General features: G+C 67.3%; 19 protein-coding genes and 1 riboswitch. Of the genes, 9 read left to right on the top strand and 10 right to left on the bottom strand.

What is annotated here, in order from left to right:
- Positions 1-48 precede the first annotated feature (48 nt).
- The 5 genes from C1933_RS03530 to C1933_RS03510 all read right to left on the bottom strand — a co-directional run bounded on the left by C1933_RS03530 (position 49) and on the right by C1933_RS03510 (position 5,454).
- Entirely contained in the window at positions 49-978 is a 930-nt protein-coding gene (locus tag C1933_RS03530) for a DUF6607 family protein (protein WP_108752208.1), read from the bottom strand.
- A gap of 84 nt (positions 979-1,062) precedes the next feature.
- Entirely contained in the window at positions 1,063-1,665 is a 603-nt protein-coding gene (locus tag C1933_RS03525) for a Hemin transport protein (RefSeq protein ID WP_108752207.1), read from the bottom strand.
- 5 nt (positions 1,666-1,670) lie between these two features.
- A complete protein-coding gene (locus C1933_RS03520; protein WP_199911410.1) occupies positions 1,671-3,863 on the bottom strand; it encodes a TonB-dependent hemoglobin/transferrin/lactoferrin family receptor in 2,193 nt (730 codons plus the stop codon).
- Between the two features lie 152 nt (positions 3,864-4,015).
- On the bottom strand, positions 4,016-4,210 hold the full coding sequence (locus tag C1933_RS03515; RefSeq protein WP_108748566.1) for a hemin uptake protein HemP: 195 nt from the start codon (positions 4,208-4,210) through the stop codon (positions 4,016-4,018).
- 272 nt (positions 4,211-4,482) lie between these two features.
- Complete coding sequence (locus tag C1933_RS03510; RefSeq protein ID WP_108752206.1) at positions 4,483-5,454, bottom strand: aldo/keto reductase; 972 nt, start codon at positions 5,452-5,454, stop codon at positions 4,483-4,485.
- A 193-nt stretch (positions 5,455-5,647) separates the two neighbouring features.
- Between C1933_RS03510 and C1933_RS03505 the strand changes: the two genes are divergently transcribed.
- The 4 genes from C1933_RS03505 (at position 5,648) to C1933_RS03490 (ending at position 10,227) form a co-directional block, all read left to right on the top strand.
- The gene (locus C1933_RS03505; RefSeq protein WP_108748564.1) at positions 5,648-6,946 is read left to right on the top strand and encodes a nucleoside transporter C-terminal domain-containing protein; all 1,299 of its coding nucleotides are present in this window, start codon (positions 5,648-5,650) and stop codon (positions 6,944-6,946) included.
- Between the two features lie 25 nt (positions 6,947-6,971).
- Entirely contained in the window at positions 6,972-7,928 is a 957-nt protein-coding gene (locus tag C1933_RS03500; RefSeq protein WP_108752205.1) for a ribokinase, read from the top strand.
- A 282-nt stretch (positions 7,929-8,210) separates the two neighbouring features.
- Complete coding sequence (gene dusB, locus C1933_RS03495; protein ID WP_108754727.1) at positions 8,211-9,206, top strand: tRNA dihydrouridine synthase DusB; 996 nt, start codon at positions 8,211-8,213, stop codon at positions 9,204-9,206.
- A gap of 193 nt (positions 9,207-9,399) precedes the next feature.
- Entirely contained in the window at positions 9,400-10,227 is an 828-nt protein-coding gene (locus tag C1933_RS03490) for a class I SAM-dependent methyltransferase (protein ID WP_108748562.1), read from the top strand.
- Positions 10,228-10,281: 54 nt separating this feature from the next.
- On the opposite strand, the gene C1933_RS03485 is transcribed toward C1933_RS03490, so the two are convergent.
- The 3 genes from C1933_RS03485 to C1933_RS03475 all read right to left on the bottom strand — a co-directional run bounded on the left by C1933_RS03485 (position 10,282) and on the right by C1933_RS03475 (position 13,966).
- Positions 10,282-11,310, bottom strand: coding sequence for a metal-dependent hydrolase (locus C1933_RS03485; protein ID WP_108752204.1), 1,029 nt, complete (start codon positions 11,308-11,310; stop codon positions 10,282-10,284).
- A gap of 161 nt (positions 11,311-11,471) precedes the next feature.
- The gene (locus C1933_RS03480; RefSeq protein WP_108752203.1) at positions 11,472-12,272 is read right to left on the bottom strand and encodes a UDP-2,3-diacylglucosamine diphosphatase; all 801 of its coding nucleotides are present in this window, start codon (positions 12,270-12,272) and stop codon (positions 11,472-11,474) included.
- The gene (locus C1933_RS03475; protein ID WP_108752202.1) at positions 12,269-13,966 is read right to left on the bottom strand and encodes a GNAT family N-acyltransferase; all 1,698 of its coding nucleotides are present in this window, start codon (positions 13,964-13,966) and stop codon (positions 12,269-12,271) included. Before C1933_RS03475 ends, C1933_RS03480 begins: the two co-directional genes overlap by 4 nt.
- 313 nt (positions 13,967-14,279) lie before the next feature.
- Here C1933_RS03475 and metK point away from each other — a divergent pair, with 313 nt between their 5' ends.
- On the top strand, positions 14,280-15,491 hold the full coding sequence (metK, locus tag C1933_RS03470; RefSeq protein ID WP_108748558.1) for a methionine adenosyltransferase: 1,212 nt from the start codon (positions 14,280-14,282) through the stop codon (positions 15,489-15,491).
- A gap of 185 nt (positions 15,492-15,676) precedes the next feature.
- Entirely contained in the window at positions 15,677-16,180 is a 504-nt protein-coding gene (locus tag C1933_RS03465) for an acyl-CoA thioesterase (protein ID WP_108752201.1), read from the top strand.
- Between the two features lie 108 nt (positions 16,181-16,288).
- On the opposite strand, the gene ppc is transcribed toward C1933_RS03465, so the two are convergent.
- Together ppc and C1933_RS03455 are read right to left on the bottom strand one after the other, a co-directional pair.
- The gene (gene ppc / locus C1933_RS03460) at positions 16,289-19,000 is read right to left on the bottom strand and encodes a phosphoenolpyruvate carboxylase (RefSeq protein WP_108752200.1); all 2,712 of its coding nucleotides are present in this window, start codon (positions 18,998-19,000) and stop codon (positions 16,289-16,291) included.
- A 248-nt stretch (positions 19,001-19,248) separates the two neighbouring features.
- Entirely contained in the window at positions 19,249-21,759 is a 2,511-nt protein-coding gene (locus C1933_RS03455) for a prolyl oligopeptidase family serine peptidase (protein ID WP_108752199.1), read from the bottom strand.
- 101 nt (positions 21,760-21,860) lie between these two features.
- Positions 21,861-21,944, top strand: a riboswitch (S-adenosyl-L-homocysteine riboswitch).
- Positions 21,945-21,980: 36 nt separating this feature from the next.
- Here C1933_RS03455 and ahcY point away from each other — a divergent pair.
- The 3 genes from ahcY (at position 21,981) to C1933_RS03440 (ending at position 26,678) form a co-directional block, all read left to right on the top strand.
- Positions 21,981-23,426: an adenosylhomocysteinase gene (ahcY, locus tag C1933_RS03450; RefSeq protein ID WP_108752198.1), complete on the top strand. Its 1,446-nt coding sequence runs from the start codon at positions 21,981-21,983 to the stop codon at positions 23,424-23,426.
- A 1,123-nt stretch (positions 23,427-24,549) separates the two neighbouring features.
- The gene (locus C1933_RS03445; protein WP_234414647.1) at positions 24,550-25,266 is read left to right on the top strand and encodes a lysozyme inhibitor LprI family protein; all 717 of its coding nucleotides are present in this window, start codon (positions 24,550-24,552) and stop codon (positions 25,264-25,266) included.
- A gap of 50 nt (positions 25,267-25,316) precedes the next feature.
- Positions 25,317-26,678 carry a peptidoglycan-binding domain-containing protein gene (locus tag C1933_RS03440; protein WP_234412292.1) on the top strand — a complete coding sequence of 454 codons (1,362 nt, stop codon included), beginning with the start codon at positions 25,317-25,319 and terminating at the stop codon, positions 26,676-26,678.
- Positions 26,679-26,690: the final 12 nt, after the last annotated feature.

The following is a 26,690-nucleotide window of genomic DNA, read 5'->3' as shown; positions in this document are numbered from 1 at the left end:
CATGCATGGATGCGCTGCCGGAGAGAGGCAGTCGAGCATGGCTCGACTCTACAAGGGGGCTTTTTCCACGTACTTGGCGAAGACCTCGTCGATCTGCGCGTCCTTCACCTTCTTCCCGTCCTGGATGTCCTGGGCCTGGGTGAACAGCGGAATGATCATCGCCATGCCATCCAGCTTGGTCTTCAGGTGCACGCCCGGGGCCTGGCCGAGGAAGCCGTCCCAGCGCTGGCGCACCTTGCCCCAGTAACCGGCAGTGGCCTTCCAGTAATCGCGGGCCGGGGTGAAATCGACATCGGTGGTCTTGATGTAGTCGTTGAAGCCGAACTCGCGGGCGATTTCCACCTGGCTGCCATCGGCGTTGCGCTGCACCTTGGTGTTGAACTGCTCGTGGGTCCAGCCGTTCGGGGTCAGGGTGTGGCGGTTGATCACCGCCAGCGCGTTGTAGTCGCTGCGCTTGGTGTACTCACGGCGCGGCAACGGACGCCAGCTCAGATCGCTGGTCCAGGTCGCCACGTTGTTGTCATAGCTCCAGCGCCCGGTGCCGCAGTAGCGCGGGGCATCACTCACTTCGTACACGCACTGGGTCCAGGCACCCTGGTTCTGCGCGGCCGGGATGGCACGCACCTGCCAGGTCTGCTCGGCGCTGAATTCGAAACGGTTCGGCGCCTCGTACACCCAGTCCTGCCGCCAGTGCTTGGTCACATGGCCGCTCTTTTCATCCAGCAGCAGGTGCTGCAGCACCACGCGCTTCGGGCTGTCTTCCACCACCACCACCACTTCGTTGCCGCCGCTGCGCATGGCCGGCGCGCGTTCGTAGCCCGGCTTCAGCAGTACGGTTTCGTCGAAGGCGAAATCCACGGTGTATTCGCCCTGCATGGCCAGGATGCTGGCGTGGTCGCGGGCGATGTCGGAGGGCTGGGCGTGGGCTGCGCCGGTGGCGGCGAGCAGCAGCATCGCACTGGCTGTCTGCAACTTCATCGAATGTCCTTGGCTCTACGGTTCATGGAAAGGCCATCCGTGGCCGGTAGTCGTTCCATCAGGAGCGTTGCAGCGGGCGCGCGCTTACAGGCGCACCAGCGGCAGATCGTCCGGCGCGCGCGGGGCCGGGCGGCGCGCAGCGTCGGCACAGCAGCAGTCATCGATGGCCAGTTCGCCCTCTGCGCCTTCCAGGCGGGCGATGCGGCGCGCGGTGGCCGCCCCCAGCGAGGACAGCGTGGACAGGCTGGCGGCCAGTGTGCGGCCCTCTTCGGCCGCATGCAGGCGCAGTGCGCACAGGCGCCAGCGCTGCCCGCCCAGGTGGCCGGCCAGGCGCCGCCACAGGCGTTCGCCCACGCTGCCATCGGCATCGCGCGACGGCGCCGATGGCAACGCGGCCACCAGCCGGTCCCAGGCCAGGAAATCACTGTCCGGCAGCAGGTACAGGCGCCACACACAGCGGCCGCGGGCATCGAGGAAACACAGGCTTTCGCGCAGGCCTTCGCTGTCCACGCCCTGGCAGGCGTGCACCGAAACCGCCTGGCGCCAGCCGCCGATCTCGCTGCCATCGGCGTGGTACAGGCACAACACGGTGCCGAGCGCGGCCAGCTGCGCCGGCGTGGGCCAGACCTGCAGCGGCACCCGCGGCAGGGACGACGACAGACGACGTGCAGACAGGGCTCGGCTCATGGGATTCACCAGGAAACGGCAAGGCTGGCCGACAGCGTGCGGCCGGGGCTGGTATAGCGGTCCAGCACGCTGCTGCTGGCCGACAGGGTCGAACCAACGTTGGACCAGTCGATGTAGCGCTTGTCACCGAGGTTGAACACGCCCACGTTGAAGGTGGCGCCCGGAGCGAAGTTCCAGTGCGCCATCAGGTCGGCCACGCCGTAGCCGGCCGGGCGGTAGACCGTGGCCGAGGCGACCCGGTCCTTGCGCTTGACGAAGGTGCCGGCCAGCTCGACGCCCCAGGTATCGGTGTCGTACATCAGGCCAACCGTGCCGCGCATCGGGTCCACCGAATCCAGCGGGGTGTCTTCGGTCTTGTTGTCACCGCGCGACCAGGCCACCGCGCTGCGCAGCGCCCAGCCCTGCAGCGCGGGGCTGATCTGGCCGAAATCAACGCCGGCCTTCAGCTCGGCGCCGTAGATGCGCGCATCGGCGATGTTGCGCGACTGGAACACCATCAGGCCCTGCGCGTTGGTGCCGACCAGCGACTGCGACTCGATGAAATCCTTGTAGTCGTTGTAGTAGCCACTCAGGCTGACGTACGCCGCCGGCGACAGGAAACGCAGGCCCAGTTCCACGCCATCGCTGGTTTCCGGCTTCAGATCCGGGTTGGGAATGGCGGTGTAGCCGAAGGCGAAGTTGGTGAAGCCCAGGTTGACGTCGTTGTACGGCGGCGAACGGAAGCCGCGCGAGTAGCCGGCAAACAGCGACCAGGCGTCGCTGAAGCGATAGACCATGCCCAGCTTGGGCGAGACGCTGGTCTTTTCCAGCTTGGTGACGGCAACGCCGGGGTTATCCTGGGCGAAGATCGAATCCACGTCCGGCTTCAGCTCGTAACGGTCCACGCGTACGCCCGGTACCAGCGACAGCTTGCCGCCGGTCATGCGCATTTCGTCCTGTGCATACAGGCCCAGTTCGGTGGTCTTGCTGATCGGGAAATCGCGCACCGGGAACACATCGGGCAGCAGCGTGCTGGTCACCTGGCCGTTGGCCAGCACCTGGTAGCCATCGCGCTTCTGCCGGATCTCGGTGCGCGCGCCTTCGAAGCCATAGGTCAACGCGTGTTCCACGCTGCCGGTGCTGAAGGCCTTGTTGAACTGCGCCTGCAGGCCGTACACCTGCTGGTCGAAGTTGAACTCGCGATGGCGACGGGTGCGGTTGGCACGGTCTTCGTCGGTGACCTGGGTGGTTTCGCTGTGCTGGCTGTAGACCTGCCAGTGCAGGCTGTCGGCGAAGGCCTTGTCCAGCGCATCCATTTCATGGGCGAAGGACACGCGGGTGCGCTCCTGCGTGTCGTGCGCTTTCATGCCGGTGGTGGTGGTGCGGTCGATCAGCGACAGCACATCGGTATCGGTGCTGTCCTCGTTGCCTTCCACGGTCAGGCGGAAGCGCTGGTCCGCGCTGGGCGCGAACACCAGCTTGGCCAGGCCGCTGCGACCGTCGCGATCCTGCGGATTGGCCGCGGTACGGGTGTTGTCGCGGCTGCGCACGTCGCCCTGGTTGTCGGTTTCCTGGCCCTGGCGGTGGTTGATGTTGACCATGCCGCTCCAGCGGTCGCCACCGAAGGCGGTGGTGATGCCACCCAGCAGGCCCTGCCATTCACCGTCGTAACCGAATTTCAGGCCAACGTAGCTGTCCTTGCCATCCTTCAGGTAATCGGTGGGGTCCTTGGTGACGAAGGCCACCACGCCACCCAGCGCATCGGAGCCGTACAGCGAACTGGCCGGACCGCGCACGATCTCCACGCGCTTGAGCGTGTCCAGATCGGTGAAGTTGCGGTTGGCGTTGGAGAACGAGCCGATGCTGAAGCTGGTCGGCATGGCGATGCCGTCGGTCTGGATGCGCACGCGGTTGCCGTCCAGGCCACGGATGCGGATGCTGCCCAGGCCGAACCGGGTGGCGCTGCGGCTGGCCGACAGACCCGGCTCGTAGCGGATCAGGTCCTGGATGTCCTGCACCAGATGGCGGTCCATCTGTTCGCGGTCGATCACATCCACCGTGGCGGCCACATCGCTCACGGCACGTTCGGTGCGCGTGGCGGTGACCTGCACGCGATCAAATTCGCGCGCGTCGGGCGCGGCATCGGCTTCGGCGGCGGCATGGGCGGACAGCGGCAGGGCCATCCACAGAGCGATCGACAGGACGGTCTGGCGGGTCATCGGTCTTGGGTCTTCGGGCACACAGGGGGAACCCCCGGCCACCGGCACGCAGAACGTGCACGGACAGCCGAGGGGGAGAGAGCGGGAGCGGACGGGTCGCCCACCCTGCCAGCGGACCGGCAGGTGGGAGGGGTGCGGGCGACCAGACCGCGTTACTTGGTCAGGATCAGCTTGTCGTTGCTGGTGTGGCGCAGCCGATAGAAACGGTCGCCGTGCTGGATCAGGATTTCACGACGGCCCTTGAGCAGGGCTTCGCTGTCGATGACCTCTTCGGCCGGAACGGCACGCACCGGGCGGTCGCGGAGGGTCAGCGTTTCGGGGCGCAGCAGTACAGGTTGAGCATTCATGAGCGTCTGGACTCGTGCGAGGGACGCGATAGATGATAATGATTCTCAGTTGACAATCAACAACCATTCTCAATTCGGGCGATGAGAATATCTATTGAATTGTTAATTTCAATAGACAGTGGCTATTGATTGGGTAGAGTCGAGCTTGCTCGACTGCTCTTGCTCACGAGCAGTCGAGCAAGCTCGACTCTACGAAAGGCAAAGGCAGGAGCAGTCGAGCAAGCTCGACTCTACGAAAGGCGTGGCGCGCGGGTTCGGCGCCACCAGGGCGATCAGACGAACGCGGCTTCCACCCGTGCCCAGCCGGCCTCGTCCATCTGCGCCAGCACGTCCAGCGCCTGCAGGTTCTGCAGCAGCTGCGGCACCCGGCTGGCGCCGAGGATCACGCTGGACACGTTCGGGTTGCGCAGGCACCAGGCAATGGCCAGGCTGGCCGGGGCATGCCCCAGCTCGCGGGCGACCTGGCTGAAGCGGCGAACCTGGGCCAGGCGCGCGGCAGCGTTGTCGCCCAGCACCAGGTCCTGCAGCCAGCCCATGCCGTCACGGCCCAGACGTGCGTCGGCGGGAATGCCATCGTCGTACTTGCCGCTCAACAGCCCCGACGCCAGCGGCGAGAAGATGGTCGTGCCCAGGCCCGGCGCTTCATACAGCGGGGCGTACTCCACTTCCACCCGCTCGCGGTGCAGCAGGTTGTACTGCGGCTGCTCCATCGACGGGCCCTGCAGGTTGTGCCGCGCGGCCACTTCCAGCGCCTGCTGGATCTGCGCGGCCGACCATTCCGACGTGCCCCAGTACAGCACCTTGCCCTGCCGCACCAGGGTATCCATGGCATGCACGGTCTCGGCGATGGGCGCGTCCGGATCCGGGCGGTGGCAGTAATAAAGGTCCAGATAGTCCACCCGCAGGCGCTTGAGCGCGGCGTGGCAGGCGTCGGTCACATGCTTGCGCGACAGGCCGCGCTGGGTCGGCCGCGGGTCCTTGGCACTGCCGAAGAACACCTTGCTGGACACGCAGTAGCCGTCGCGCGGCAGCCGCAGATCGGCAATCACATCGCCCATCACCTGCTCGGCGCGGCCGTTGGCATAGCCCTCGGCGTTGTCGAAGAAGTTGATGCCATGGTCCCAGGCGGCGGCCACCAGGTTGCGCGACTCGTCCCGGGCGACCTGGTCGCCGAAGGTCACCCAGGCGCCGAAGGACAGGGCGGAAATCGGCAGGCCGGTGGAGCCCAGGCGACGGTAGAGCATGACAATCTCCTGCTGCAGGCCCGCATCCGGGCCGGGATCGAGACCCCATTCTACCTGTCCCGGCAACCGCCAAGCCCTTGCCGTTGCTGGCTTGTTCGGTGCCGATGGGAACCGGCAGGCGGCTTTTCCTTGCTCCGGCCCCTGCCCTGCACTAGGCTTCCCGTTTTTCGCGACGCCCCAGGGGAGTCACCACATGGTCGAAGGTTTGGGCAGGATCGGCTTCGGCCTGTTCGGGTTGGCGGTGCTGATCGGCATCACCTGGCTGTTTTCCAACAACAAGCGCGCGGTGGACTGGAAGCTGGTCGTCACCGGCATCACCCTGCAGATCGCGTTCGCGGCGCTGGTGATCCTGGTGCCGGGCGGCCGTGACGTGTTCGATGCCCTGGGCAAGGGCTTCGTGAAGGTGCTGAGCTTCGTCAACGAAGGCTCGGGCTTCATCTTCGGCTCGTTGATGGACACGAAGAATTACGGCTTCATCTTCGCCTTCCAGGTGCTGCCGACCATCATCTTCTTCTCGGCGCTGATGGGCGTGATGTACCACCTGAACATCATGCAGGGCATCGTGCGCGTGATGGCGTGGTCGATCACCAAGGTGATGCGCGTGTCCGGCGCGGAAACCACCAGCGTCTGCGCCAGCGTCTTCATCGGCCAGACCGAGGCGCCGCTGACCGTGCGCCCGTACATTCCGAAGATGACCCAGTCCGAGCTGCTGACCATGATGATCGGCGGCATGGCCCACATCGCCGGCGGCGTGCTGGCGGCCTACGTGGGCATGCTGGGCGGTGGCGACCCGGTGCAGCAGGCGTTCTACGCCAAGCACCTGCTGGCCGCCAGCATCATGGCCGCCCCGGCAACCCTGGTGGTGGCCAAGCTGCTGATTCCGGAAACCGGCACCCCGCTGACCCGCGGTACGGTGAAGATGGAAGTGGAGAAGACCTCCAGCAACATCATCGACGCCGCTGCTGCCGGCGCCGGCGATGGCCTGAAGCTGGCCCTGAACATCGGCGCCATGCTGCTGGCCTTCATCGCCCTGATCGCCCTGCTGAATGCCCCGCTGACCTGGATCGGTGATGTGACCGGCCTGGCTGCCGCCATCGGCAAGCCGACCAACCTGTCCACCATCTTCGGCTACGTGCTGGCGCCGATTGCCTGGGTGATCGGCACCCCGTGGGCCGACGCCACCACGGTGGGCTCGCTGATCGGCCAGAAAGTCGTGATCAACGAGTTCGTGGCCTACACCGAGCTGTCGCAGATCGTAAACGGCCAGGTGGCCGGCGTGAGCCTGTCCGACGAAGGCCGCCTGATCGCGACCTATGCGCTGTGTGGCTTTGCCAACTTCAGCTCGATCGCCATCCAGATCGGTGGCATCGGTGGCCTGGCCCCCGAACGTCGCCACGACCTGGCCAAGTTCGGCCTGCGCGCGGTGCTGGGCGGTACCATCGCTACCTTCATGACGGCCACCATCGCCGGCGTGCTGACCCATTTCAGCTGAACCCCTGTTTGAGAAAAGATTCCCTATGAGCAGCAGTGTCGTTGTCGTCGGTTCCTTCAATGTCGATCACGTGTGGCGGTGCGAAGCACTGCCGGCACCGGGTGCGACCATTGCCGGCCGTTACAGCACCGGCCCCGGTGGCAAGGGCTTCAACCAGGCGGTTGCCGCCAGCCGTGCCGGTGCCGACACGCACTTCCTGTGCGCGCTGGGCGACGACGCCGGTGGCGCCATGGCCCGTGACCTGGCCGCGCAGGACGGCTTCGCCCTGATCGCCGAGGCCAGCGCCGAGCCGACCGGCACCGCCGGTATCTACGTGGATGCCCGTGGCCGCAACACCATCGTGATCGGCCCCGGCGCCAATGCCGCCCTCAGCACCGACTTCCTGCAGCAGCAGCAGGCCCTGCTCGCCGGCGCCAAGGTGGTGCTGGTGCAGCTGGAATCGCCGGTGCAGACCATTGAAGCGGCACTGGCCGCGGCCCGCGAAGCCGGCGTGACCACCGTGCTCAACGCGGCCCCGGCCGACGCCCCCTCGAGCATCGGCCTGCTGAAGCTGGCCGACGTGATCACCCCGAACGAGACCGAGTTCGCCGCCCTGCTCGGCCGCCACGTGGGCGAGCGCGTGGACGCCGACGATGTGGCCGCACTGGACGGCGCCAGCCTGCATGCGCTGTGCCGCAAGCTGGTGGGCAACGGCACCGTGGTGGTCACCCTGGGTGCGGTGGGTGTGTTCGTGTCGCATGCCGACGAGCAGCTGCGCGGCGATACCCAGCCCTACTACCGCGTGGGTGCCGAACAGGTGCAGGCGATCGACACCACCGGTGCCGGCGATGCGTTCAACGGCGCACTGGCCGCCTCGATCGCCCAGGTGCCGGACGCCCCGTTCGCGCGCCACGTGCGTTTCGCCAACCAGTTCGCCGGCCGTTCCACCGAAAAGGAAGGCGCTGCCGCGGCCATGCCGCGCTTCACCCCGGCTGACGTGTAAATCCACGCCATGCGTGAATGAGAACCCCGGGCGTGCGAACGCCCGGGGTTTTTTGTGTCCCGCCGCCCACCATGATCGAACTGTAGGGGCAGTAGATCCACGCCATGCGTGGATGGGCGTTAGCGCCTGACCCAGCCGCCCACCATGGCCCAGCCCTTGGGGCGGCGGAAGCAACCGTCAAGCATCTGCTGATTCCGGTGTGGCATGACCTCGGTCCGGATCGGCCTGAATGGGCGCCCCTGGCAGCGGGCCTTCGCCCCGCCCGCGCCCTACAATGGGCACATGCAGATCGGCCCGTACACCATTGCCCCCAACGTCGTGCTGGCGCCCATGGCCGGCGTCACCGACAAACCGTTCCGCCTGCTGTGCAAACGGCTGGGTGCGGGTCTGGCCGCCTCGGAGATGACCATCAGCGACCCGCGCTTCTGGAGCACGCGCAAGTCGATCCACCGCATGGACCATGACGGCGAGCCGGCCCCCATCAGTGTGCAGATTGCCGGCACCGAGCCGCAGCAGCTGGCCGAGGCGGCCCGCTACAACGTCGACCACGGCGCGCAGATCATCGACATCAACATGGGCTGCCCAGCCAAGAAGGTGTGCAACGCCTGGGCCGGCTCCGCATTGATGCGCGACGAGGCATTGGTGGCGCGCATCCTGGAGGCGGTGGTGAACGCGGTGCCGGTGCCGGTCACGCTGAAGATCCGCACCGGCTGGGACTGCGACCATCGCAATGGCCCGCTGATTGCGCGCATTGCCGAGGACAGTGGCATTGCCGCACTGGCGGTGCATGGCCGCACCCGCGACCAGCATTACACCGGCCAGGCCGAATACAGCACCATTGCCGAGATCAAGGCCGCGCTGCGCATTCCGGTCATCGCCAATGGCGATATCGATTCGCCGCAGAAGGCCGCGCAGGTGTTGCAGCAGACCGGGGTGGACGCGGTGATGATCGGCCGCTCCGCGCAGGGCCGGCCGTGGATCTTCCGCGAAGTGGCGCACTACCTGGCCACCGGCCAGGAACTGCCGCCGCCGTCGCTGGCCGAAGTGCGCGACATCCTGCTGGGCCACCTGCATGCACTGCACGCGTTCTACGGTGAACCGCAGGGCGTGCGCATCGCCCGCAAGCACCTGGGCTGGTACGCCAAGGACCGCCCGGAAAATGCCGCCTTCCGCGCCGTGGTGAACCGCGCCGACGACCCGGCCAGCCAGATCGCACTGACGGCCGAGTATTTCGACCGCCTGATCGCCGGGGAGCCGGCCATGCCCACAGCCGCCTGACCGCCAGCCCATTCGCAACGTCGAGCATGCTCGACGCCCGCACTTGTAGAGTCGAGCTTGCTCGACCACCGCATTGGTAGAGTCGAGCTTGCTCGACTGATTTTCAAAACAGTCGAGCAAGCTCGACTCTACGCGCCCTGCATCGAGCAAGCTCGACGCTCCCAAGCAAACTCGACCGCCACACGAGCCCGCCATGACCCCGCCGATCTCTTCCCCCACCTATCTGCACGGTTTTTCCGGCACCGAACAGCAGCGCCTGATGACCCAGGCACGCCTGCTGGAATCGAGCATCTTCGGCCAGATCGACTACAGCGGCGCCCGCCGCCTGCTGGAAGTGGGCAGCGGCGTGGGCGCGCAGACCGAGATCCTGCTGCGCCGTTTCCCCGACCTGCACGTGACCGGCGTGGACCTGAGCGAGGCCCAGCTGGCCACGGCGCGCGAGAACCTGGCGCGCACGCCCTGGTGCAGCGACCGCTACACCCTGCAGCAGGCCGATGCCGGTGAACTGCCGTTCGAGGCGCGCAGCTTCGATTCGGCCTTCCTGTGCTGGGTGCTGGAGCACGTGCCTTCGCCGGCCCGCGTATTGAGCGAAGTCCGCCGCGTGCTGGCGCCGGGTTCGCCGGTGTACATCACTGAAGTGATGAATGCGTCGTTCCTGCTCGATCCGTATTCGCCGCACATCTGGCGTTACTGGATGGCCTTCAACGACTTCCAGTACGACCACGGCGGCGACCCGTTCGTCGGCGCCAAGCTGGGCAACCTGCTGCTGGCCGGCGGCTTCCGCGACGTGCATACCGAAATCAAGACCATCCACCTGGACAACCGCGAACCGGCGCGCCGCAAGACCATGATCGCGTTCTGGGAACAGCTGCTGCTGTCGGCGGCCGACCAGCTGCTGCAGGCCGGTGCGGTGGACGAAGACACCGTGGAAGGCATGCGCCGCGAGTTCCGACTGGTGCAGAACGATCCCAACGCGGTGTTCTTCTATTCGTTCGTGCAGGGCCGCGCTACGGTGTATTGAAAGCCTATCCACGCATGGCGTGGATCTACTGCACCATCCACGCCATGCGTGGATCTACGGGGTGTGCCAGATGCGCTGCCACATCATCGCCAGCCGGCCCTTCATCGCGGCCCGCGCCTGCGGGCTGCTGTAATCGGTGCGGCGCTGCTCGGGCACGATCGGCTGCCACTGTCCGTCGGCCTGGCGGGCCACGGCGAAGTTGAAGGTGTAGTCCGGTTCCAGGCCCATGCGCAGATCGCTCAGCACCAGGGTGCCATCGACCACCTGCGCGCGCATGAAGCCGCGATTGAACCATTGCAGGCGCTGCACCGCGGGCAGGTGTGCCGTCTCGCGCAGTGCCTGCACGTTCGAGGCATGCCCTTCGAACTGCATCGGGCCGCTGTCGGCCAACAACGAACGATCGCCCACCACGTAGCCGTTGGGCGTCATCGCCACCACCTGCCACAGCAGGGTGTTGAAGGGCATCGGCACCGAGAAGCGCGGCGCATCGCCCAGGCCCATCGCGGCCAGGCTCTGCTGCGCGGCCTTGTCCACCTGCGCCTTGGCCACCAGCCCCCAGCCCAGGTAGGCGCTGCTGACCAGCAGTGCCACGCCCAGCACCTTGCCGGCCCAGGGCCGCGCGCGACCGAACCAGGCCAGCACGCAGCCCAGCAGCAGCCACACGGTGTAAGCCGGGTCGATGATGAACACACTGGAGCCCATGGCAGGATGCGGCTGCAGCGGCCACCACAACTGCGTGCCGTAGACAGTGAACGCGTCCAGCAGCGGATGGGTCACCAGCGCCAGCTGGATCGCCCAGAACCAGCGCACTGGCGACTGTGCCACGCGCCCATGGCCGAAGCGTTTGAACAGCCACCAGATCGCGGCGGCCACCCAGGGCAGCACCAGCAGCGAGTGGCTGAAGCTGCGGTGCTCGACCATGTTCGCCACCGGGTCGCTGGCGGTGAAGCCAAGCCAGAGCGCGTCCAGGTCCGGCAGAGTGCCCAGCGCCGCGCCAGCCAACAGGGCCGCGCGGCGATGGCCGGGCGGAGCGATGGCAGCGGCTACCGCGCCACCGAGTACGATCTGGGTCAATGAGTCCATGCCGCGATGCTAGCGCGAAGGCGCGCGCAGGGTCGACGTACGGCGGAACGGCGGAACGACGGTAGAGTCGACTGTCAGTCGACTGGTCTTCCGTAATACCGCGAAAATCCCGCGCTGCGCGCGATAGTCGACTGACAGTCGACTCTACCCCTCGCGCGGCATCAGGCGGCCTGTCGGATGCGTGCGCCTGGCAACTCGACCAGGGTCCGGCCGGTGTGGTCGAGCAGGCGCAAGGCGCCGTCGTGGTCCTCGGCCAGCGCGCTCAGGCTTTCCACCCAGTCACCATCGTTGGCATAGACCAGGCCATCACGTTCGATCAGCGCCGCGCGATGGATGTGCCCGCAGACGATGCCGTCCAGCCCCCGCCGGCGCACATCGTCCAGGCCGGCCTGCACGAAGCGCTGGATGTAGCGCTCGGCGGCACTGCTGCGCCGCTTCAGGAACTCGGACAACGACCAGTAGCGCAGCCCCAGCGGGCGGCGTACCGCATTGAACAGGCGGTTGCCGGTCAGGATGCGGTAGTACAGCCAATCACCGAAGCGTTCCTGCAGTCCGCCGAAGTGGGTGACGCCGTCGTAGTCGTCGCCGTGCACCACCAGCAGGCGGCGGCCATCAGCGGTCACATGGATGGCCCGCCGGCGCACCTGCATGGCCGGCAGCATCATGCCGCAGACCTGGCGCAGCGAGGCATCGTGGTTGCCGGGAATGTAGATGATGTCGGTGCCCGCCCTGCGCAGCGCGTGCAGGGCCTGCACCACATCGCTGTGTGACTGCCGCCAGCGCGCGCTGCGGTGAGCCATCCACCACAGATCGATGATGTCGCCCACCAGATACAGCTTCTCGCAGCGCAACCGGCCCAGGAAGCCCGCCAGTTCTGCGGCGTGGCAATGCGGCGAGCCCAGGTGCACGTCAGACACGAACACGGCCCGATGGCGCGGCGGCAGCGCCGCCACCCCGCTCATGCCACCACCCCGGCATCGCGCAGGTAGCGCTTGCGCTTGTGCGGCCGGATCGCCTGCAGGTCCACCTCGATCAAGCCGTCGATGGAATCGCTGAAATCCGGATCGACACCGAAGGCCAGGAAGCGGGCACCACCGGGTTCGCACAGCTCGGTGTATTGCCGGTACAACGTCGGCACCGCCGTTCCCAGCGCGGCCAGGTTGGCCTTCAGCACCTCGAAGGCTGCAGCTGCGTCCAGTTCACCGTAGCTGGGCGGTGCGGCGAAATACTGGAACGGACGATGCGATTCGACCAGACCCTGCGCGCCACCGTGGTAGCGCTGGTAGTAGGCCACCAGCTGCTCGCGTGCATCGCGCGGCAATGCCGCACTGATGGACACCGCGCCGAACAGGTAGCGGATGCCCGGCTGGCACTGCAGGTAGGCACCGATGCCCTGCCACAGATAATCCAGGCTGCGGCTGCCCCAGTAATCGGGCACCACGAAGCTGCGGCCCAGTTCCAGCCCTTCGGCGATGCGCGGAATCGCATCGTCGGAATAGCGGAACAGCGAAGCGCTGTAGAGGCCGCCCAGGCCGCGACGGGCCAGCGCCTGGGCGCCGCGCATGATGCGGTAGGCACCGGCGATGCGCTGCGCCACCGCATCCCAGATCACGATGTGCTGGTAGTCCAGATCGAACGCGTCCAGATCGCGCGCGCGACCGGTGCCCTCGCCCACGCGGCGGAAGGTCAGTTCGCGCAGGCGCCCCAGTTCCAGCAGCAGTGGGCAACCCGCTGCGCAGCGCGCCAGCAGGATCTGCTTGCCGTCACCGGTCTGGCCCAGTTGCTGGGCCGCCGCCACCGCCCTGGCCACCTCGGCCGGCGGCAGCGGTGCGGCCAGCGGTTCCTGCGCCGGCGCGGCCGCGTCGCCGCAGCGCAGGGCGTACAGCGCGCGCCGCACCGCCAGCAGCTGGGCGCTGGCATCACCGTGGGCCAGCTGCATCGGCTGGCCGATCTGCAGCCGCAACGGGCGCCCGCGGCGGGCGAACATCTCGCGCGCCAGCAAGGCGGTGCCGGCCGGCTTGAACAACGCCGAAGCGCTGTAGAACAGCAGTGAATTGCGCGCCTGCACCCGCACCGGCAGCACCGGCGCCGACGATGCGCGGGCGAAACGGACGAAGCCACGCTGCCAGCGCCCATCGCGGATGCCGTGCACCGACAGCCGCGACACTTCACCGGCGGGGAACACGATCACACACTGTTCGGCGCCCAGCGCCTGTTCCACCGCCAGCAGACTCGCGCGCTGCACCTTGCCGCCCAGCATGCGCACCGGCAGCAGCAGCTCCTGCAGCGGCGCCAGCGCGCCCAGCAGGTCGTTGGCCACGATGCGGACATCGCGCCGCACCCGGCCCACCGCATCCAGCAGGGCCAGCGCGTCCAGCGCCCCGGACGGGTGGTTGGCCACGATCAGCAGCCGCCCCTGCGCCGGAATGCGATCCAGCGCGCCGGCTTCCAGCTGGTAGGGGCTGCCCAGGAAGTCCAGGCTGGCGGCGACGAAATCGAAGCCGCGCAGGCCTTCGCTGCGCTGCAGGAAGGCCTCGATGCGGTCCAGCCGCGACCAGCGACCGATACCGCGCAGCAGGGGCCGGGCAAGCTGCCCCCGGCGGCCATGGAACCATTCGGGGAAGCGTTGCTGGAGGCGCTGCTGCAGTTCCTGCATGGCGTGCTCGCGGGTGCCCGGCGGCCGGATTGGCGCAGAGCCTGCGCCCCGGCCAAGGCAGGCAGATGGCGGTTTGGCGGCAGAAAAATGACGGCCCTGCCCCGCGCACCCACCCGCCCGGGCGGCCCGCCAATGGTCACGCAGATGGAACACTGGCCCTGCAACATCAGGCACTTGCGCCCCGCAGGGCCTGTGAAGACGGGCACACCGCCTTAACCACCGGCAACCTGTCTGGGTTCACAATGCACAGGCGGCGCACCCCGTGTATCATGCGCGCCCATCTTTCCATCCGAATCAAGGGATATACCGCCTGATGTCCAGCTATCTCTTCACCTCCGAGTCGGTCTCCGAAGGCCATCCGGACAAGGTTGCCGACCAGATCTCCGATGCGGTGCTGGACGCGATCCTGACCCAGGACCAGCGCGCCCGCGTGGCCTGCGAAACCATGGTCAAGACCGGCGTTGCCATCGTCGCCGGTGAAATCACCACCAGCGCGTGGATCGACCTGGAAGCGCTGACCCGCAAGGTCATCACGGACATCGGCTATGACAGCTCGGACGTCGGCTTCGACGGCGCCACCTGCGGCGTGCTGAACCTGATCGGCAAGCAGTCACCGCACATCGCCCAGGGCGTGGACCGCAAGAAGCCCGAAGAAATGGGCGCTGGCGACCAGGGCCTGATGTTCGGCTACGCCACCAACGAAACCGACAGCTACATGCCGGCGGCCATCCACCTGTCGCACCGCCTGGTGGAACAGCAGGCCAAGATCCGCAAGAAGCGCAACTCGCCGCTGTCCTGGCTGCGCCCGGATGCCAAGAGCCAGGTCACCCTGCGCTATGAAAACGGCGAAGTCTCGGCCATCGATGCGGTCGTGCTGTCGACCCAGCATGCCCCGGGCATCAAGCAGAAGGACCTGATCGAGGCCGTCCGCGAAGAGATCATCAAGCCGGTGCTGCCGGCCAAGTGGCTGCACAAGGGCACCAAGTTCCACATCAACCCGACCGGCAAGTTCGAGATCGGTGGCCCGGTGGGCGACTGCGGCCTGACCGGCCGCAAGATCATCGTCGACACCTACGGCGGCTGGGCCCGTCACGGTGGTGGCGCGTTCTCCGGCAAGGATCCGTCCAAGGTCGACCGTTCGGCTGCCTACGCGGCCCGCTACGTCGCCAAGAACGTGGTTGCCGCCGGCCTGGCCGACCGTTGCGAAGTGCAGGTCTCCTACGCCATCGGCGTGGCTGAGCCGACCTCGATTTCGGTCACCACCTTCGGCACCGGCAAGATCAGCGACGACAAGATCGAGAAGCTGATCCGCAAGCACTTCGACCTGCGCCCGTACGGCATCATCAAGATGCTGGACCTGATCCACCCGATGTACCAGCAGACCGCGGCCTACGGCCACTTCGGCCGCAAGCCGAAGGAGTTCAGCTACCTCAACGGCGAAGGCGAGACCGTCAACGCCACGGCCTTCTCCTGGGAGAAGACCGACCGCGCCGCCGCCCTGCGCGCCGACGCCAAGCTGAAGTAAGGCCGGCCGGTAGAGCCGACGGGTAGAGCCGACCGGTAGAGCCGACTGTTAGTCGGCTGACCTTGCAGAAGGGCCGCGCAAGCGGCCCTTCTCTTTTGCGTAGCGTCGAGCTTGCTCGACTGCTCCTGGCATCGGCAGTCGAGCAAGCTCGACGCTACGCGGTCCATGCCCGATACAATCAGGCCATGTCGACCGAACTCAAATCCCACCAGCTGTCCATGACCGTGCTGATGTCGCCGGACATGGCCAATTTTTCCGGCAAGGTACACGGCGGTGCGATCCTGCGCCTGCTCGACCAGGTGGCTTACGCCTGCGCCAGCCGCTACGCCGGCAGCTACGTGGTTACCCTGTCGGTGGACCAGGTGATGTTCCGCCAGCCCATCGCGGTGGGTGAACTGGTCACCTTCCTGGCCTCGGTGAACTACACCGGCACCTCGTCGATGGAAATCGGCGTGAAGGTGGTGGCCGAGGACATCCTCAAGCGCAGCGTGCGCCACGCCAACAGCTGCTTCTTCACCATGGTGGCCGTGGACGAGGCCGGCAAGCCGACCGCCGTGCCGCCGCTGCAGCTGGAAACCAGCGACGAGCGCCGCCGCCATGCCGCTGCACTCATCCGCCGCCAGCTGCGGCAGGAAATGGAGCAGCGGCATCTGGAACTGCTGGCCTCCAACCCGCCGTCTCCCGAGTAGAGTCGAGCGTGCTCGACTGGGTTCTGCGTCAGTCGAGCAAGCTCGACGATACCGGCCCGCACCCACCGGGGCAGGTAGCGCCGGGCCATGCCCGGCGGATGCCGAAGATCAACCGGTATTCTGCACGCCCTGCGAAACGCCGTTCACGCACGCCACCAGCGCGCGCAGCAGATCGTCATCTTCGCGCCCACTGGCCCGCCAGCGCTGCAGCAGATCCACCTGCAGCACGCTGATCGGATCCACATACGGGTTGCGCAGGCGGATCGACAGCGCCAGCCGCGCATCGTGGTCCAGCAGCGTCTTCTGGCCCAGCAGCGCCAGCAGCCAGTGCCGGGTCAGTTCAAGCTCGCGCTGCACCTGCGGGAAGAACCGCCCGTGCAGATCGCCGGACAGCAGCGAGAACTGCTCGGCAATGGTGATATCGCCCTTGGACAACACCATGGCGATGTCATCCAGGAAGGTGCGGAAGAATGGCCAGTCGCGCGCCATGTCCCGCAGCGTCTGCTCATGGCCGGCATCCACAGCCGCCTGCAGGCCACTGCCCACGCCATACCAGCCGGGAATGACCGCCCGCGCCTGGCTCCAGGCGAACACCCAGGGAATCGCCCGCAGGTTGCCCAGCGCCGCGTCCTGGCCGAGCCGCCGCGAGGGCCGCGAGCCCAGCGTCATCCGCTCGATCACATCGATCGGCGTGGCGGTGCGGAAGTAGTCCATGAACTGCGGTTGGCCCACGAATGCCCGATAGACCTCGCTGCTGGCGGCAGCCACCTGGTCCATCACCGGCCGCCAGTCGTCTTCGCGTGGCTCGGCCGCACGCGGGCGCAGGCTGGCGCGCAGCACCGCGCCGGTGGACTGTTCCAGCGAGCGCAAGGCCAGCGCGCGGATGCCGTACTTGCGGTGGATCACCTCGCCCTGCTCCGTCACCCGCAGGCGGCCATCGATGCTGCCACGCGGCGAAGCATCCACCGCATGGGTCGTCTTGCCACCGCCACGGCTGATCGAGCCGCCACGGCCGTGGAAGAAGGTCAGCCCAATGGAATGTTCGGCGGCCACTTCCAGCAGTTCTACCTGGGCGCGCTGCAGGCCCCAGCGCGATGCCGCGATGCCGCCATCCTTGCTGCTGTCCGAATAACCCAGCATCACCATCTGCACATCGCCCCGTGCGCGCAGGTGTGCGCGATACACCGGGTCGGCCAGCAGGTCCCGCAGGGTGGCAGTACCGCGCTTCAGATCGTCCACGGTTTCAAACAGCGGGGCGATATCCAGTGGCACCGCGCCCTCGTCATCGACCAGGCCGCCGCGCCGCGCCAGCGCCAGCACCGCCAGCACGTCGCTGCGGTCATGCGCCATGGAAATGATGTAGCTGCCCAAGGCATCGGCACCGTGGCGTGTGCGGGCATCGGCCAGCGCCGCGAACACGGCATCCAGGCGCGCGTTGCCTTCATCGCTGCCGGCCGGCAACGGTGTTTCGCCGCTGGCGTGCGGGCCCAGCAACCGCGCCCGGCCCAGCGCGTCCAGCGCCTGCCATGCCGCCTCACCGCCCAGCACCGCCGCCAGCGCGCGCGCATGCACGCTCGATTCCTGGCGCACGTCCAGCCGCGCCAGATGGAAGCCAAAGGTCTTCACCCGCCACAGTAGCCGCTGTACCGCAAAGCCACCGGCATGCTCGCCGCGGTTGCCACGCAGGCTGTCCAGGATCAGCTGCAGATCGTCGATCAGTTCATCCGGGCCGGCATAGGCACCGTGCGCATCGTCCAGCGTGGCCTGCAGGCGCGCACGCATGCGGTCGTTGAGCAGACGGTACGGCATGTCGGCATGGCGTGGCCGCGACTGCACCTGCGGCAACTGCTGCTGGTACTGCGCCACGCGCGCCTGCAGCGCCTCGCTCACCCCCACCCGCTCGGTGGACTGGCTGAGCAGGCTGGCCAGCTGCAGCAGTTCCTTCTGGTAACGGCCCAGCACCGCCTGGCGCTGCGCATCCAGAGTGTTGCGGATGGTGCCGGCATCCACGTTGGGATTGCCGTCCATGTCGCCGCCCACCCAGGTGCCGAAGCGCAGCAGGCGCGGCAGCGGCAGTTCCTGCCCATACGTATCGCGCAGCGCCTGCTGCAGCGATTCGTACAGCACCGGGATCACCCGGTACAGCACCTGCACCAGATAGAAACCCACGTGTTCGCGTTCGTCATCCACGGTGGGCCGCACCGGCGATGAATCGGTGGTCTGCCACGAAGCGGTCAGCGCCATGCGGAAGCGCGCGGCGTCGGCGGCGGCTTCACCGGGCGTGCGCTGGCCATCCAGGTTGTCCACCAGGCTGGCCACCATCAACTGTTCTTTTTCCAGCAGCGCGCGGCGCACCGCTTCGGTGGGATGGGCGGTGAACACCGGTTCGATGTCGATGCGCGGCAACCACTGTGCCAGTTCGTCCAGGCTCACGCCCTGCGCTTTCAGGTGCTGCAGCGCGTCCTGCAGACCGTCAGGCTGCGGCGCGGCGGTACCGGCACGCTGGTAATCGCGTCGGCGGCGGATGCGGTGCACGCGCTCGGCAATGTTCACCACCTGGAAGTAGGTACTGAACGCACGCACCATGGTTTCGGCCTGCTGCGGCGTGCGCCCGGCCAGGCCCTGCGCCAGTTCGGCCAGCGGCGCCTGGTTTTCGCGGCGGGCGATGGCGCGGGTGCGCACATCCTCCACATCATCGAGGAACGCGGCGGAGACTTGTTCCACCAGCAGATCGCCAACCAGTGCGCCCAGCCGGCGCACATCATCGCGAAGCGGAAGATCGGGGGAAGCGAATTCGATGCTGCTGCGGTACTCGTTCATCGGCGACGCACGAACCTCTGGGCATGATCCGTCGCCAAGCCTACCCCAGTTCGCCGCCGTTGCTGCGGCGCGAAAATGGTTTCATCTGCACGTATCGTCCGGCTACGGATACACCCATCGCGGAAATACCGACGGGGTAGAGTCGACCGTTGGTCGACTACCGAGATCCTGCGCTGCGCGCGATAGTCGACCAACGGTCGACTCTACCTCCGGCGGCCCCCGTTGCAGGGGCCGCCATCACACACGCCTCAGCGCTTCTTCTTCGCCTTGCCCTGCGGCACCGGGCCCAGGGTCTGTTCCAGCCAGCGCTCGCTTTCGGCCAGCATGGTCATGATCGATTCGCGTGCGCGGTAGGCATGCGATTCGTTGGGCAGCATCACCAGCCGCGCGGTGCCGCCCAGGCCCTTCACCGCTGCGAACATGCGCTCGCTCTGGATCGGGAACGTGCCGGAGTTGTTGTCGTCCACACCGTGGATGAAGAGGATCGGATCCTTGATCTTGTCCGCGTAGTTGAACGGCGCCATCTTCTGGTAGACGTCCTGCGCCTGCCAGTAGTTGCGCTCCTCGGCCTGGAAACCGAACGGGGTGAGCGTGCGGTTGTAGGCACCGCTGCGGGCGATGCCGGCCTTGAACAGGCGCGTGTGGGCCAGCAGGTTGGCGGTCATGAAAGCGCCGTAGGAATGGCCACCGATGGCGATGTGGTCACGATCGGTCACGCCACGACGCACCACTTCGTCCACCGCGGCCTGCGCGTTGGCCACCAGCTGTTCGATGTAGGTGTCGTTGGGTTCCTTGTCGCCCTCGCCGATGATCGGCATGGTCGGGCTGGCCAGCACCACGTAGCCCTTGGCCAGGAACGCCTGCGGGCCCCAGTAGCTGACCGCGTTGAAGCGATACGGCGAATCGGTCACCTGGCTGGCCGCGGCGGCACTCTTGAACTCACCCGGGTAGGCCCACATCAGCAGCGGGCGCGGGCCATCGCGCTTGGGGTCGTAGCCCGGCGGCAGCAGCAGCGTGGCGGTCAGGTCCACGCCATCGGCACGCTTGTAGCGGATCTGCTCCTTCTGCACGCCCTTCAGCTGCGGCAGCGGGTGGGCGAAGTGGGTCAGCGCGCGCGGCGCGGCACTGGCATCGGCCAGCGACTGCACCTGGTAGTTGGCCGGCTCGTCGGGGCTTTCGCGGGTCAGCAGCAACGACGTGCCTTCCTGGTCCAGCAGCGCAACCGGCAGCGAATAGGCCGGCGCCTGCGAATGGAACAGGCGCGTGGCCTGGCGGCTTTCGATATCGAAGCGGTCCACGAACGGACGGTCACCTTCCGGCGAAGCGCCCTGCCCGTACAGGAAGATGCTGCGACCGTCAGCAGTGGTCTGCAGGCGTGCGCGACCATTCACATCGCGCACCACGCCGGCACGGCCCGGATCGTTGTAGCGGTCCTGCGCATCGCGGTCCCACAGCAGCTGCGGCGCCTGCGCGGCATCGTCCGGGGCGATGCGCCAGGTCTTGCTGTTGCGGGTCTTCCACCACGACTCATTGAGCAGGGCCAGGTCGCCGCGGCCCCAGGTGATGCCGGCGAAACGGCTGCCCAGCTGGGCCAGGGTCACCGGCGGCTTGTCGAACGGCGCGGCCTGCATGAACACCGCATCGCGCACCTTCGCTTCGCGGTTCGGATCGCCACCGTCCTGCGCCTCGGCCCAGACCAGGGTGGCGCCGGCGTCGGCGCGCCAGCTGATGTCACGCACGCCGGTCACTTCGGCATCGTTGCCAGTCGGCAGGCCTTCCACCAGCGGCCGCACGGCCACGGTGTGGGCCAGCTGACCGTTACGGTCCAGCACTTCGATGCGGCGCGGGAAGCTGCCCACCGGCACCACGTAGGAATACGGACGCTGCACGCGCTGGCTGAGCAGGTAGTTGCCGTCGGGCGATACGCTGAAGTCCAGATAGATACCCGCCGCACCCAGCGCACGGGTCTGCCCGTCCAGGCCGACCTGCATCGGCTGGGCCTTGGCGTAGTAGTCGAACAGGCGCGCGTCGGCCTCGTTCTTCAGCAGGTCCTGGTAGGTGCGGATGGACACCACACCGCTGCTCTTGCCGGTCTGCTGCACGGCCGGGCCGGTGGGCACGCCATCGGCCGGCGGCGGATCACCTGCGCCTGCCACGCGGGTCATGACGATCAGCCCACGGCTGTCAGGCAGCCACTGGTAGCCCTCGCCAAACACCGTGTTCAGACCGGCCTGCAGGCGGCGGGCGCTGCCAGCGGCCACGTCCACCAGCCACAGTTCGTTGGCACCGCTGGCCGCGTCCACCTGGTTGAAGGCCAGCCACTTCTGGTCGGGCGACCAGGACAGGCCGGCAATCGACAACTGCGCCGGCAGGCCACTGATCTGCCGCTCCTTGCCATCGGCCACGTTCATCAGCCACAGCTTCTGGCCGAAGCTGAAACGGCTGTCGGAGAAGGTACGCGGGTTGATGCGCACGCCGGCCAGCTTCAGTTCCGGCTGCGCCACCACCTGGATCGACGGCAGCGACGGCATCTGCATCAGCGCGGCCACGTCGCGGCGCGGCGACAGGGACAGCGTGGGCGCACGCGGCGCGTCCACCACCGCCTGCAGCGCGGCCGACGGCAGTTCGTAGCCGGTGGCGGCCTGGGCGGCAGCGGCCGGCGCGGTACCGGCCGACCAGGCCAGCGGCGCTACGGCCAGCAGGGCCATCGACAGGACCAGACCGGTCCAGCGCCGCTGGCGGCGCGCGTGCTTGCTCATCGTTCTTCCTGTTTCGGTGCGTGAAGACCCCGACCTTAACAGGCAGCGCCACGGCCCCCATCTGCCGATGGTTGGGGGCCGCGATATACTGGGCGTTCTCCCCTGCCGAGGGGCGCTGCGACCGGAACCCATGAGGCCCGGCCAGGCTCGGTAAGGTGGCTTTGTAACAACGGCGCCCGGCTAGATACGAGCATCTGCTCGTCCACAACCGGAGCTACTGCATGAACGCTGTTGCCAAGACCTTCTCCACCGAAGGTGACTACAAGATCCGCGACATCACCCTGGCCGACTGGGGTCGCAAGGAACTGGACATCGCCGAGCACGAGATGCCGGGCCTGATGTCGATCCGCCGCAAGCACGCCACCAGCCTGCCGCTGAAGGGCGTACGCGTGACCGGCTCGCTGCACATGACCATCCAGACCGCGGTGCTGATCGAGACCCTGAAGGACATCGGCGCCGACGTGCGCTGGGCCTCGTGCAACATCTTCTCGACCCAGGACCACGCTGCTGCGGCCATCGCCGCCACCGGCACCCCGGTGTTCGCCTGGAAGGGCGAAACCCTGGAAGAGTACTGGGACTGCACCCTGGACGCGCTGACCTTCACCCTTCCCGACGGCACCCTGACCGGCCCGGAGCTGGTGGTGGACGACGGCGGTGACGTGACCCTGCTGATCCACAAGGGCTACGAGCTGGAAAACGGCAGCGACTGGGTCAACACCGCTTCGTCCTCGCACGAAGAACAGGTCATCAAGAACCTGCTCAAGCGCGTTGCCACCGAGCGCCCGGGTTACTGGGGCCGCGTGGTGAAGGACTGGAAGGGCGTCTCCGAAGAGACCACCACCGGCGTGCACCGCCTGTACCAGCTGGCCCAGGCCGGCACCCTGCTGATCCCGGCGATCAACGTCAACGACTCGGTCACCAAGAGCAAGTTCGACAACCTGTACGGCTGCCGTGAATCGCTGGCCGATGGCCTGAAGCGCGCGATGGACGTAATGCTGGCCGGCAAGGTCGCCGTGGTCTGCGGCTACGGTGACGTGGGCAAGGGCTGCGCCGCCTCGCTGCGTGCCTACGGCGCGCGCGTGATCGTCACCGAGATCGACCCGATCTGCGCCCTGCAGGCGGCGATGGAAGGCTACGAAGTCAACACCATCGAATCGACCCTGGGCCGTGCCGACCTGTACGTCACCACCACCGGCAACAAGGACATCATCCGCATCGAGCACCTGAGCGCGATGAAGGACCAGGCCATCGTCTGCAACATCGGCCACTTCGACAACGAAATCCAGGTCGATGCGCTGGTGGCGTTCCCGGGCGTGAAGCACGTGAACATCAAGCCGCAGGTGGACAAGTACATCTTCCCCAACGGCAATGCGATCTTCCTGCTGGCCGAAGGCCGCCTGGTGAACCTGGGCTGCGCCACCGGCCACCCGAGCTTCGTCATGTCCAACTCGTTCGCCAACCAGACCCTGGCCCAGATCGACCTGTGGGCCAACAAGGACAGCTACGAGAAGAAGGTCTACCTGCTGCCCAAGCACCTGGACGAAGAAGTGGCCCGCCTGCACCTGGAAAAGATCGGTGTGAAGCTGACCACCCTGACCCAGGAACAGGCCGACTACATCGGCGTGCCGGTGCAGGGCCCGTTCAAGCCGGACCACTACCGCTATTGATCGTGCCGGGGTCGGATCCCTTCCCGCAGGAAAGGGCTCTGACCCCCAACGACGCACACAGGACGGGCGCCTTCGGGCGCCCGTTCTGTTTTTCCGTTCGACCGCCAATGACCCCATCCACGCATGGCGTGGATCTACTGCTGCGGGGGCGGATCCCTTTCCGCAGGAAAGGGCTCTGACCCCCAACGACGCACACAGGACGGGCGCCTTTGGGCGCCCGTCCTGTTTTTCCGTTCGACCGCCAATGACCCCATCCACGCATGGCGTGGATCTACTGCTGCGGGGGCGGATCCCTTTCCGCAGGAAAGGGCTCTGACCCCCAACGACGCACACAGAACGGGCGCCTTCGGGCGCCCGTTCTGTTTTTCCGTTCGACCGCCAATGACCCCATCCACGCATGGCGTGGATCTACTGCTGCGGGGGCGGATCCCTTTCCGCAGGAAAGGGCTCTGACCCCCAACGACGCACACAGGACGGGCGCCTTTGGGCGCCCGTCCTGTTTTTCCGTTCGACCGCCAATGACCCCATCCACGCATGGCGTGGATCTACTGCTGCGGGGGCGGATCCCTTTCCGCAGGAAAGGGCTCTGACCCCCAACGACGCACACAGAACGGGCGCCTTCGGGCGCCCGTTCTGTTTTTCCGTTCGACCGCCAATGACCCCATCCACGCATGGCGTGGATCTACTGCTGCGGGGGCGGATCCCTTTCCGCAGGAAAGGGCTCTGACCCCCAACGACGCACACAGGACGGGCGCCTTCGGGCGCCCGTTTTGTTTTTCCGTTCGACCGCCAATGACCCCATCCACGCATGGCGTGGATCTACTGCTGCGGGGCGGATCCCTTTCCGCAGGAAAGGGCTCTGACCCCCGCAACGGATTTACACAGAACGGGCGCCTTCGGGCGCCCGTTTTGTGTTCCGCGCGTCCTGTCACAGAGCCCTACGAAGTCGCTTGCTACGCTTTCCCCCCCCTGCGGCCCCCGCCGCAGGTGTTCCAGTGCCCAGCCCGCTCCGTGCGGCCGCCACGGCGCCCCCGTTCCATGGTTCGCCCCATGCCTGCCGCCCGCAGGCCATGCGCCAGGACGCAGACATCAAAGGATCGACATGCAGCGCAGCAGTGAACGTATGACCCGGGCCCTGAAGCCCCTGATGACCCTGTGCTGGGTGGCCCTGCTGGCCGCCTGCACCCCGCCGTCCAGCGACGCCCAGGCCACCGCCCCGGCGGCGGCCCCTGCAGGCAGCACCGCCTGTGCCGATGGCGCATCGCCGGCGCAGACCCTGATCTGCAAGGATCCGGCCCTGACCGGCCTGGACGCGGACCTGGGCAAGGCCCTGGCCACCGCACAGGCCACCCTGGACAGTGCAGGCCAGACCAGGCTGCAGGCCGAGCAGCAGCGCTGGGTCCAGCACACGCGCGACCTGTGCGGCGACGCACAGTGCCTGCAGCAGGTGTTCGCCGACCGCATCAAGGTGCTGACCGCCACCCGTGACGGCCTGGTCGACCAGGATGCCTGCGAAACGCCCGACGGCCAGCAGCAGTGCGTGGACACGCTGGTCCTGCGCGACCCCAACAGCCAGCTGGCAGCCTTCAATACGCTGCTGGGCGAAAACGGCCAGGAAGGCCGCCTGCTGGGCTGCAGCGCCGCCACCAACATGGGCGGCGGCCCCAACGCCCTGCTGGCGGCCAACTGCACCCAGGAAACCACCGCCGGCAAGCGCAACGTGCAGCTGTGCAGCAACCAGATGGTGGGCCAGTTCGCGCTGGAGCCGGCACCGGCCGCCTACGGCACCCAGGCCACCCGCCAGCTGCTCGGCTTCACCCAGCAGCACTGCGCCGGCTGAGATCCGCCGGGCGCGCCCGGCTCTTTTTCCCTCTTTGAAGGACCATGACCATGGCAACGGATTCCACGCTTACCCGCGAACAGCTGTCCACGCTGTTCCTCAACACCGAGCTGGGCGGCAACACCCGCCACTTGGACCACTTCGCATACGCGCAGAAGGGCGCCAGCACCTACTCGTTCGGGCTGGTGCAGTTCGACGTCGGCGGCAACCCGCAGGCCCGGCGCTTCCTGCGCGACAACGGCTTCACCGCCGGTGACATCGAACTGCTGTCGCAGCAGGGCGGGCTGAGCACCCAGCAGCTGGCGGCGCTCGACGCCAAGCTGCAGGCCATTCCGCAGGCGAAGATGGACGAGCTCACCAACGCCAAGCTGGACAGCGCCATCGAGCGCGTCGACGACGCCATCGCCAAGGTGCGTGCCACCAACCCGGCCGCCGCCGATGCCATCGCGGCCAACCCGGAACTGCAGCTGGCCATGGCCGACTACGACAACCAGTTCGGCAGCATGGGCCCGCAGTTCATCAACTATCTGGCCGGCAACGCGGAAAAGCTGCAGGGCGGCACCATCCAGGCCGGCAATCCGCCGACCCGTGGCGACGTGCAGAACTTCGTCGATGCCACCAAGTACGGCATCCAGGCGCCGGGCGCCGTGGCCAGCCGCGATGAGCGCTTCGACCGGGCCATGACCCAGATCGGCATCACTCCCACCCATGCCCCCTCGCACGGTTCGCCCGGAACGCCTGCGGGCAACGGCGTGCTGGTCAACGGCAGCAAGGGCGATGAGGTGCAGGCCATGCAGCAGAAGCTGTCGGACCTGGGCTACCTGGGCAAGGACGGCAAGCCGCTGGTGGCCGATGGCGATTTCGGCCCCGGCACCCTGGAAGCGGTCAAGCAGTTCCAGCGCGACCACCAGCTCACTGTCGACGGCAAGGCGGGCGGCGACACGCTGGGCGCGCTGGATGCAGCCACCCAGCAGCACGCGCAGGCGGCCGAACAGGAACGCGCAGCGGCCGAGCCGACCATGGCCAGCCCGGGCCACGCCGACAACCCGCGTTACCAGCAGGTCGTGGAAAAGCTGGAAGCGCTGGAAGAACAGCGCCGCCAGGGCGGCCTGTCGCCGCTGTTCAATGACCGCAACCAGCTCGAGAATGCTGCTGGCCAGGTGGCTTACGAGTCCAAGGTGGCCGGCATGAGCCAGGTCGACACCGTGCTGGCGCGGCCGGACAACCAGGGCGTGTTCGCGGTGCAGGGCCAGCTCGGCGATCCCGCCATGCACCGCACCTACGTCGACCTGTCGCAGGCGGTGAACCAGAACCTGCAGGACAGCACGCGGCAGAGCCAGGCGCTGGACAACGAACTGTCGCAGCGGCAGACCCAGGAACAGATGCAGACCCAGCAGTCGATGTCGCGCTGATTCCGCGTAACC

This window comes from Stenotrophomonas sp. ZAC14D2_NAIMI4_6 (assembly GCF_003086875.1).
In the GTDB taxonomy this organism is placed as follows: Bacteria; Pseudomonadota; Gammaproteobacteria; order Xanthomonadales; family Xanthomonadaceae; genus Stenotrophomonas.
This window is presented reverse-complemented; position numbering and strand designations above follow the sequence as displayed.

Excerpts from the sequence above, each read along its gene's own strand:
- C1933_RS03530 (WP_108752208.1), bottom strand. The coding sequence starts at position 978 with ATGAAGTTGCAGACAGCCAGTGCGATGCTGCTGCTCGCCGCCACCGGC.
- C1933_RS03525 (WP_108752207.1), bottom strand. The coding sequence starts at position 1,665 with ATGAGCCGAGCCCTGTCTGCACGTCGTCTGTCGTCGTCCCTGCCGCGG.
- C1933_RS03520 (WP_199911410.1), bottom strand. The coding sequence starts at position 3,863 with ATGACCCGCCAGACCGTCCTGTCGATCGCTCTGTGGATGGCCCTGCCG.
- C1933_RS03515 (WP_108748566.1), bottom strand. The coding sequence starts at position 4,210 with ATGAATGCTCAACCTGTACTGCTGCGCCCCGAAACGCTGACCCTCCGC.
- C1933_RS03510 (WP_108752206.1), bottom strand. The coding sequence starts at position 5,454 with ATGCTCTACCGTCGCCTGGGCTCCACCGGCCTGCCGATTTCCGCCCTG.
- C1933_RS03505 (WP_108748564.1), top strand. The coding sequence starts at position 5,648 with ATGGTCGAAGGTTTGGGCAGGATCGGCTTCGGCCTGTTCGGGTTGGCG.
- C1933_RS03500 (WP_108752205.1), top strand. The coding sequence starts at position 6,972 with ATGAGCAGCAGTGTCGTTGTCGTCGGTTCCTTCAATGTCGATCACGTG.
- dusB (WP_108754727.1), top strand. The coding sequence starts at position 8,211 with ATGCAGATCGGCCCGTACACCATTGCCCCCAACGTCGTGCTGGCGCCC.
- C1933_RS03490 (WP_108748562.1), top strand. The coding sequence starts at position 9,400 with ATGACCCCGCCGATCTCTTCCCCCACCTATCTGCACGGTTTTTCCGGC.
- C1933_RS03485 (WP_108752204.1), bottom strand. The coding sequence starts at position 11,310 with ATGGACTCATTGACCCAGATCGTACTCGGTGGCGCGGTAGCCGCTGCC.
- C1933_RS03480 (WP_108752203.1), bottom strand. The coding sequence starts at position 12,272 with ATGAGCGGGGTGGCGGCGCTGCCGCCGCGCCATCGGGCCGTGTTCGTG.
- C1933_RS03475 (WP_108752202.1), bottom strand. The coding sequence starts at position 13,966 with ATGCAGGAACTGCAGCAGCGCCTCCAGCAACGCTTCCCCGAATGGTTC.
- metK (WP_108748558.1), top strand. The coding sequence starts at position 14,280 with ATGTCCAGCTATCTCTTCACCTCCGAGTCGGTCTCCGAAGGCCATCCG.
- C1933_RS03465 (WP_108752201.1), top strand. The coding sequence starts at position 15,677 with ATGTCGACCGAACTCAAATCCCACCAGCTGTCCATGACCGTGCTGATG.
- ppc (WP_108752200.1), bottom strand. The coding sequence starts at position 19,000 with ATGAACGAGTACCGCAGCAGCATCGAATTCGCTTCCCCCGATCTTCCG.
- C1933_RS03455 (WP_108752199.1), bottom strand. The coding sequence starts at position 21,759 with ATGAGCAAGCACGCGCGCCGCCAGCGGCGCTGGACCGGTCTGGTCCTG.
- ahcY (WP_108752198.1), top strand. The coding sequence starts at position 21,981 with ATGAACGCTGTTGCCAAGACCTTCTCCACCGAAGGTGACTACAAGATC.
- C1933_RS03445 (WP_234414647.1), top strand. The coding sequence starts at position 24,550 with ATGACCCGGGCCCTGAAGCCCCTGATGACCCTGTGCTGGGTGGCCCTG.
- C1933_RS03440 (WP_234412292.1), top strand. The coding sequence starts at position 25,317 with ATGGCAACGGATTCCACGCTTACCCGCGAACAGCTGTCCACGCTGTTC.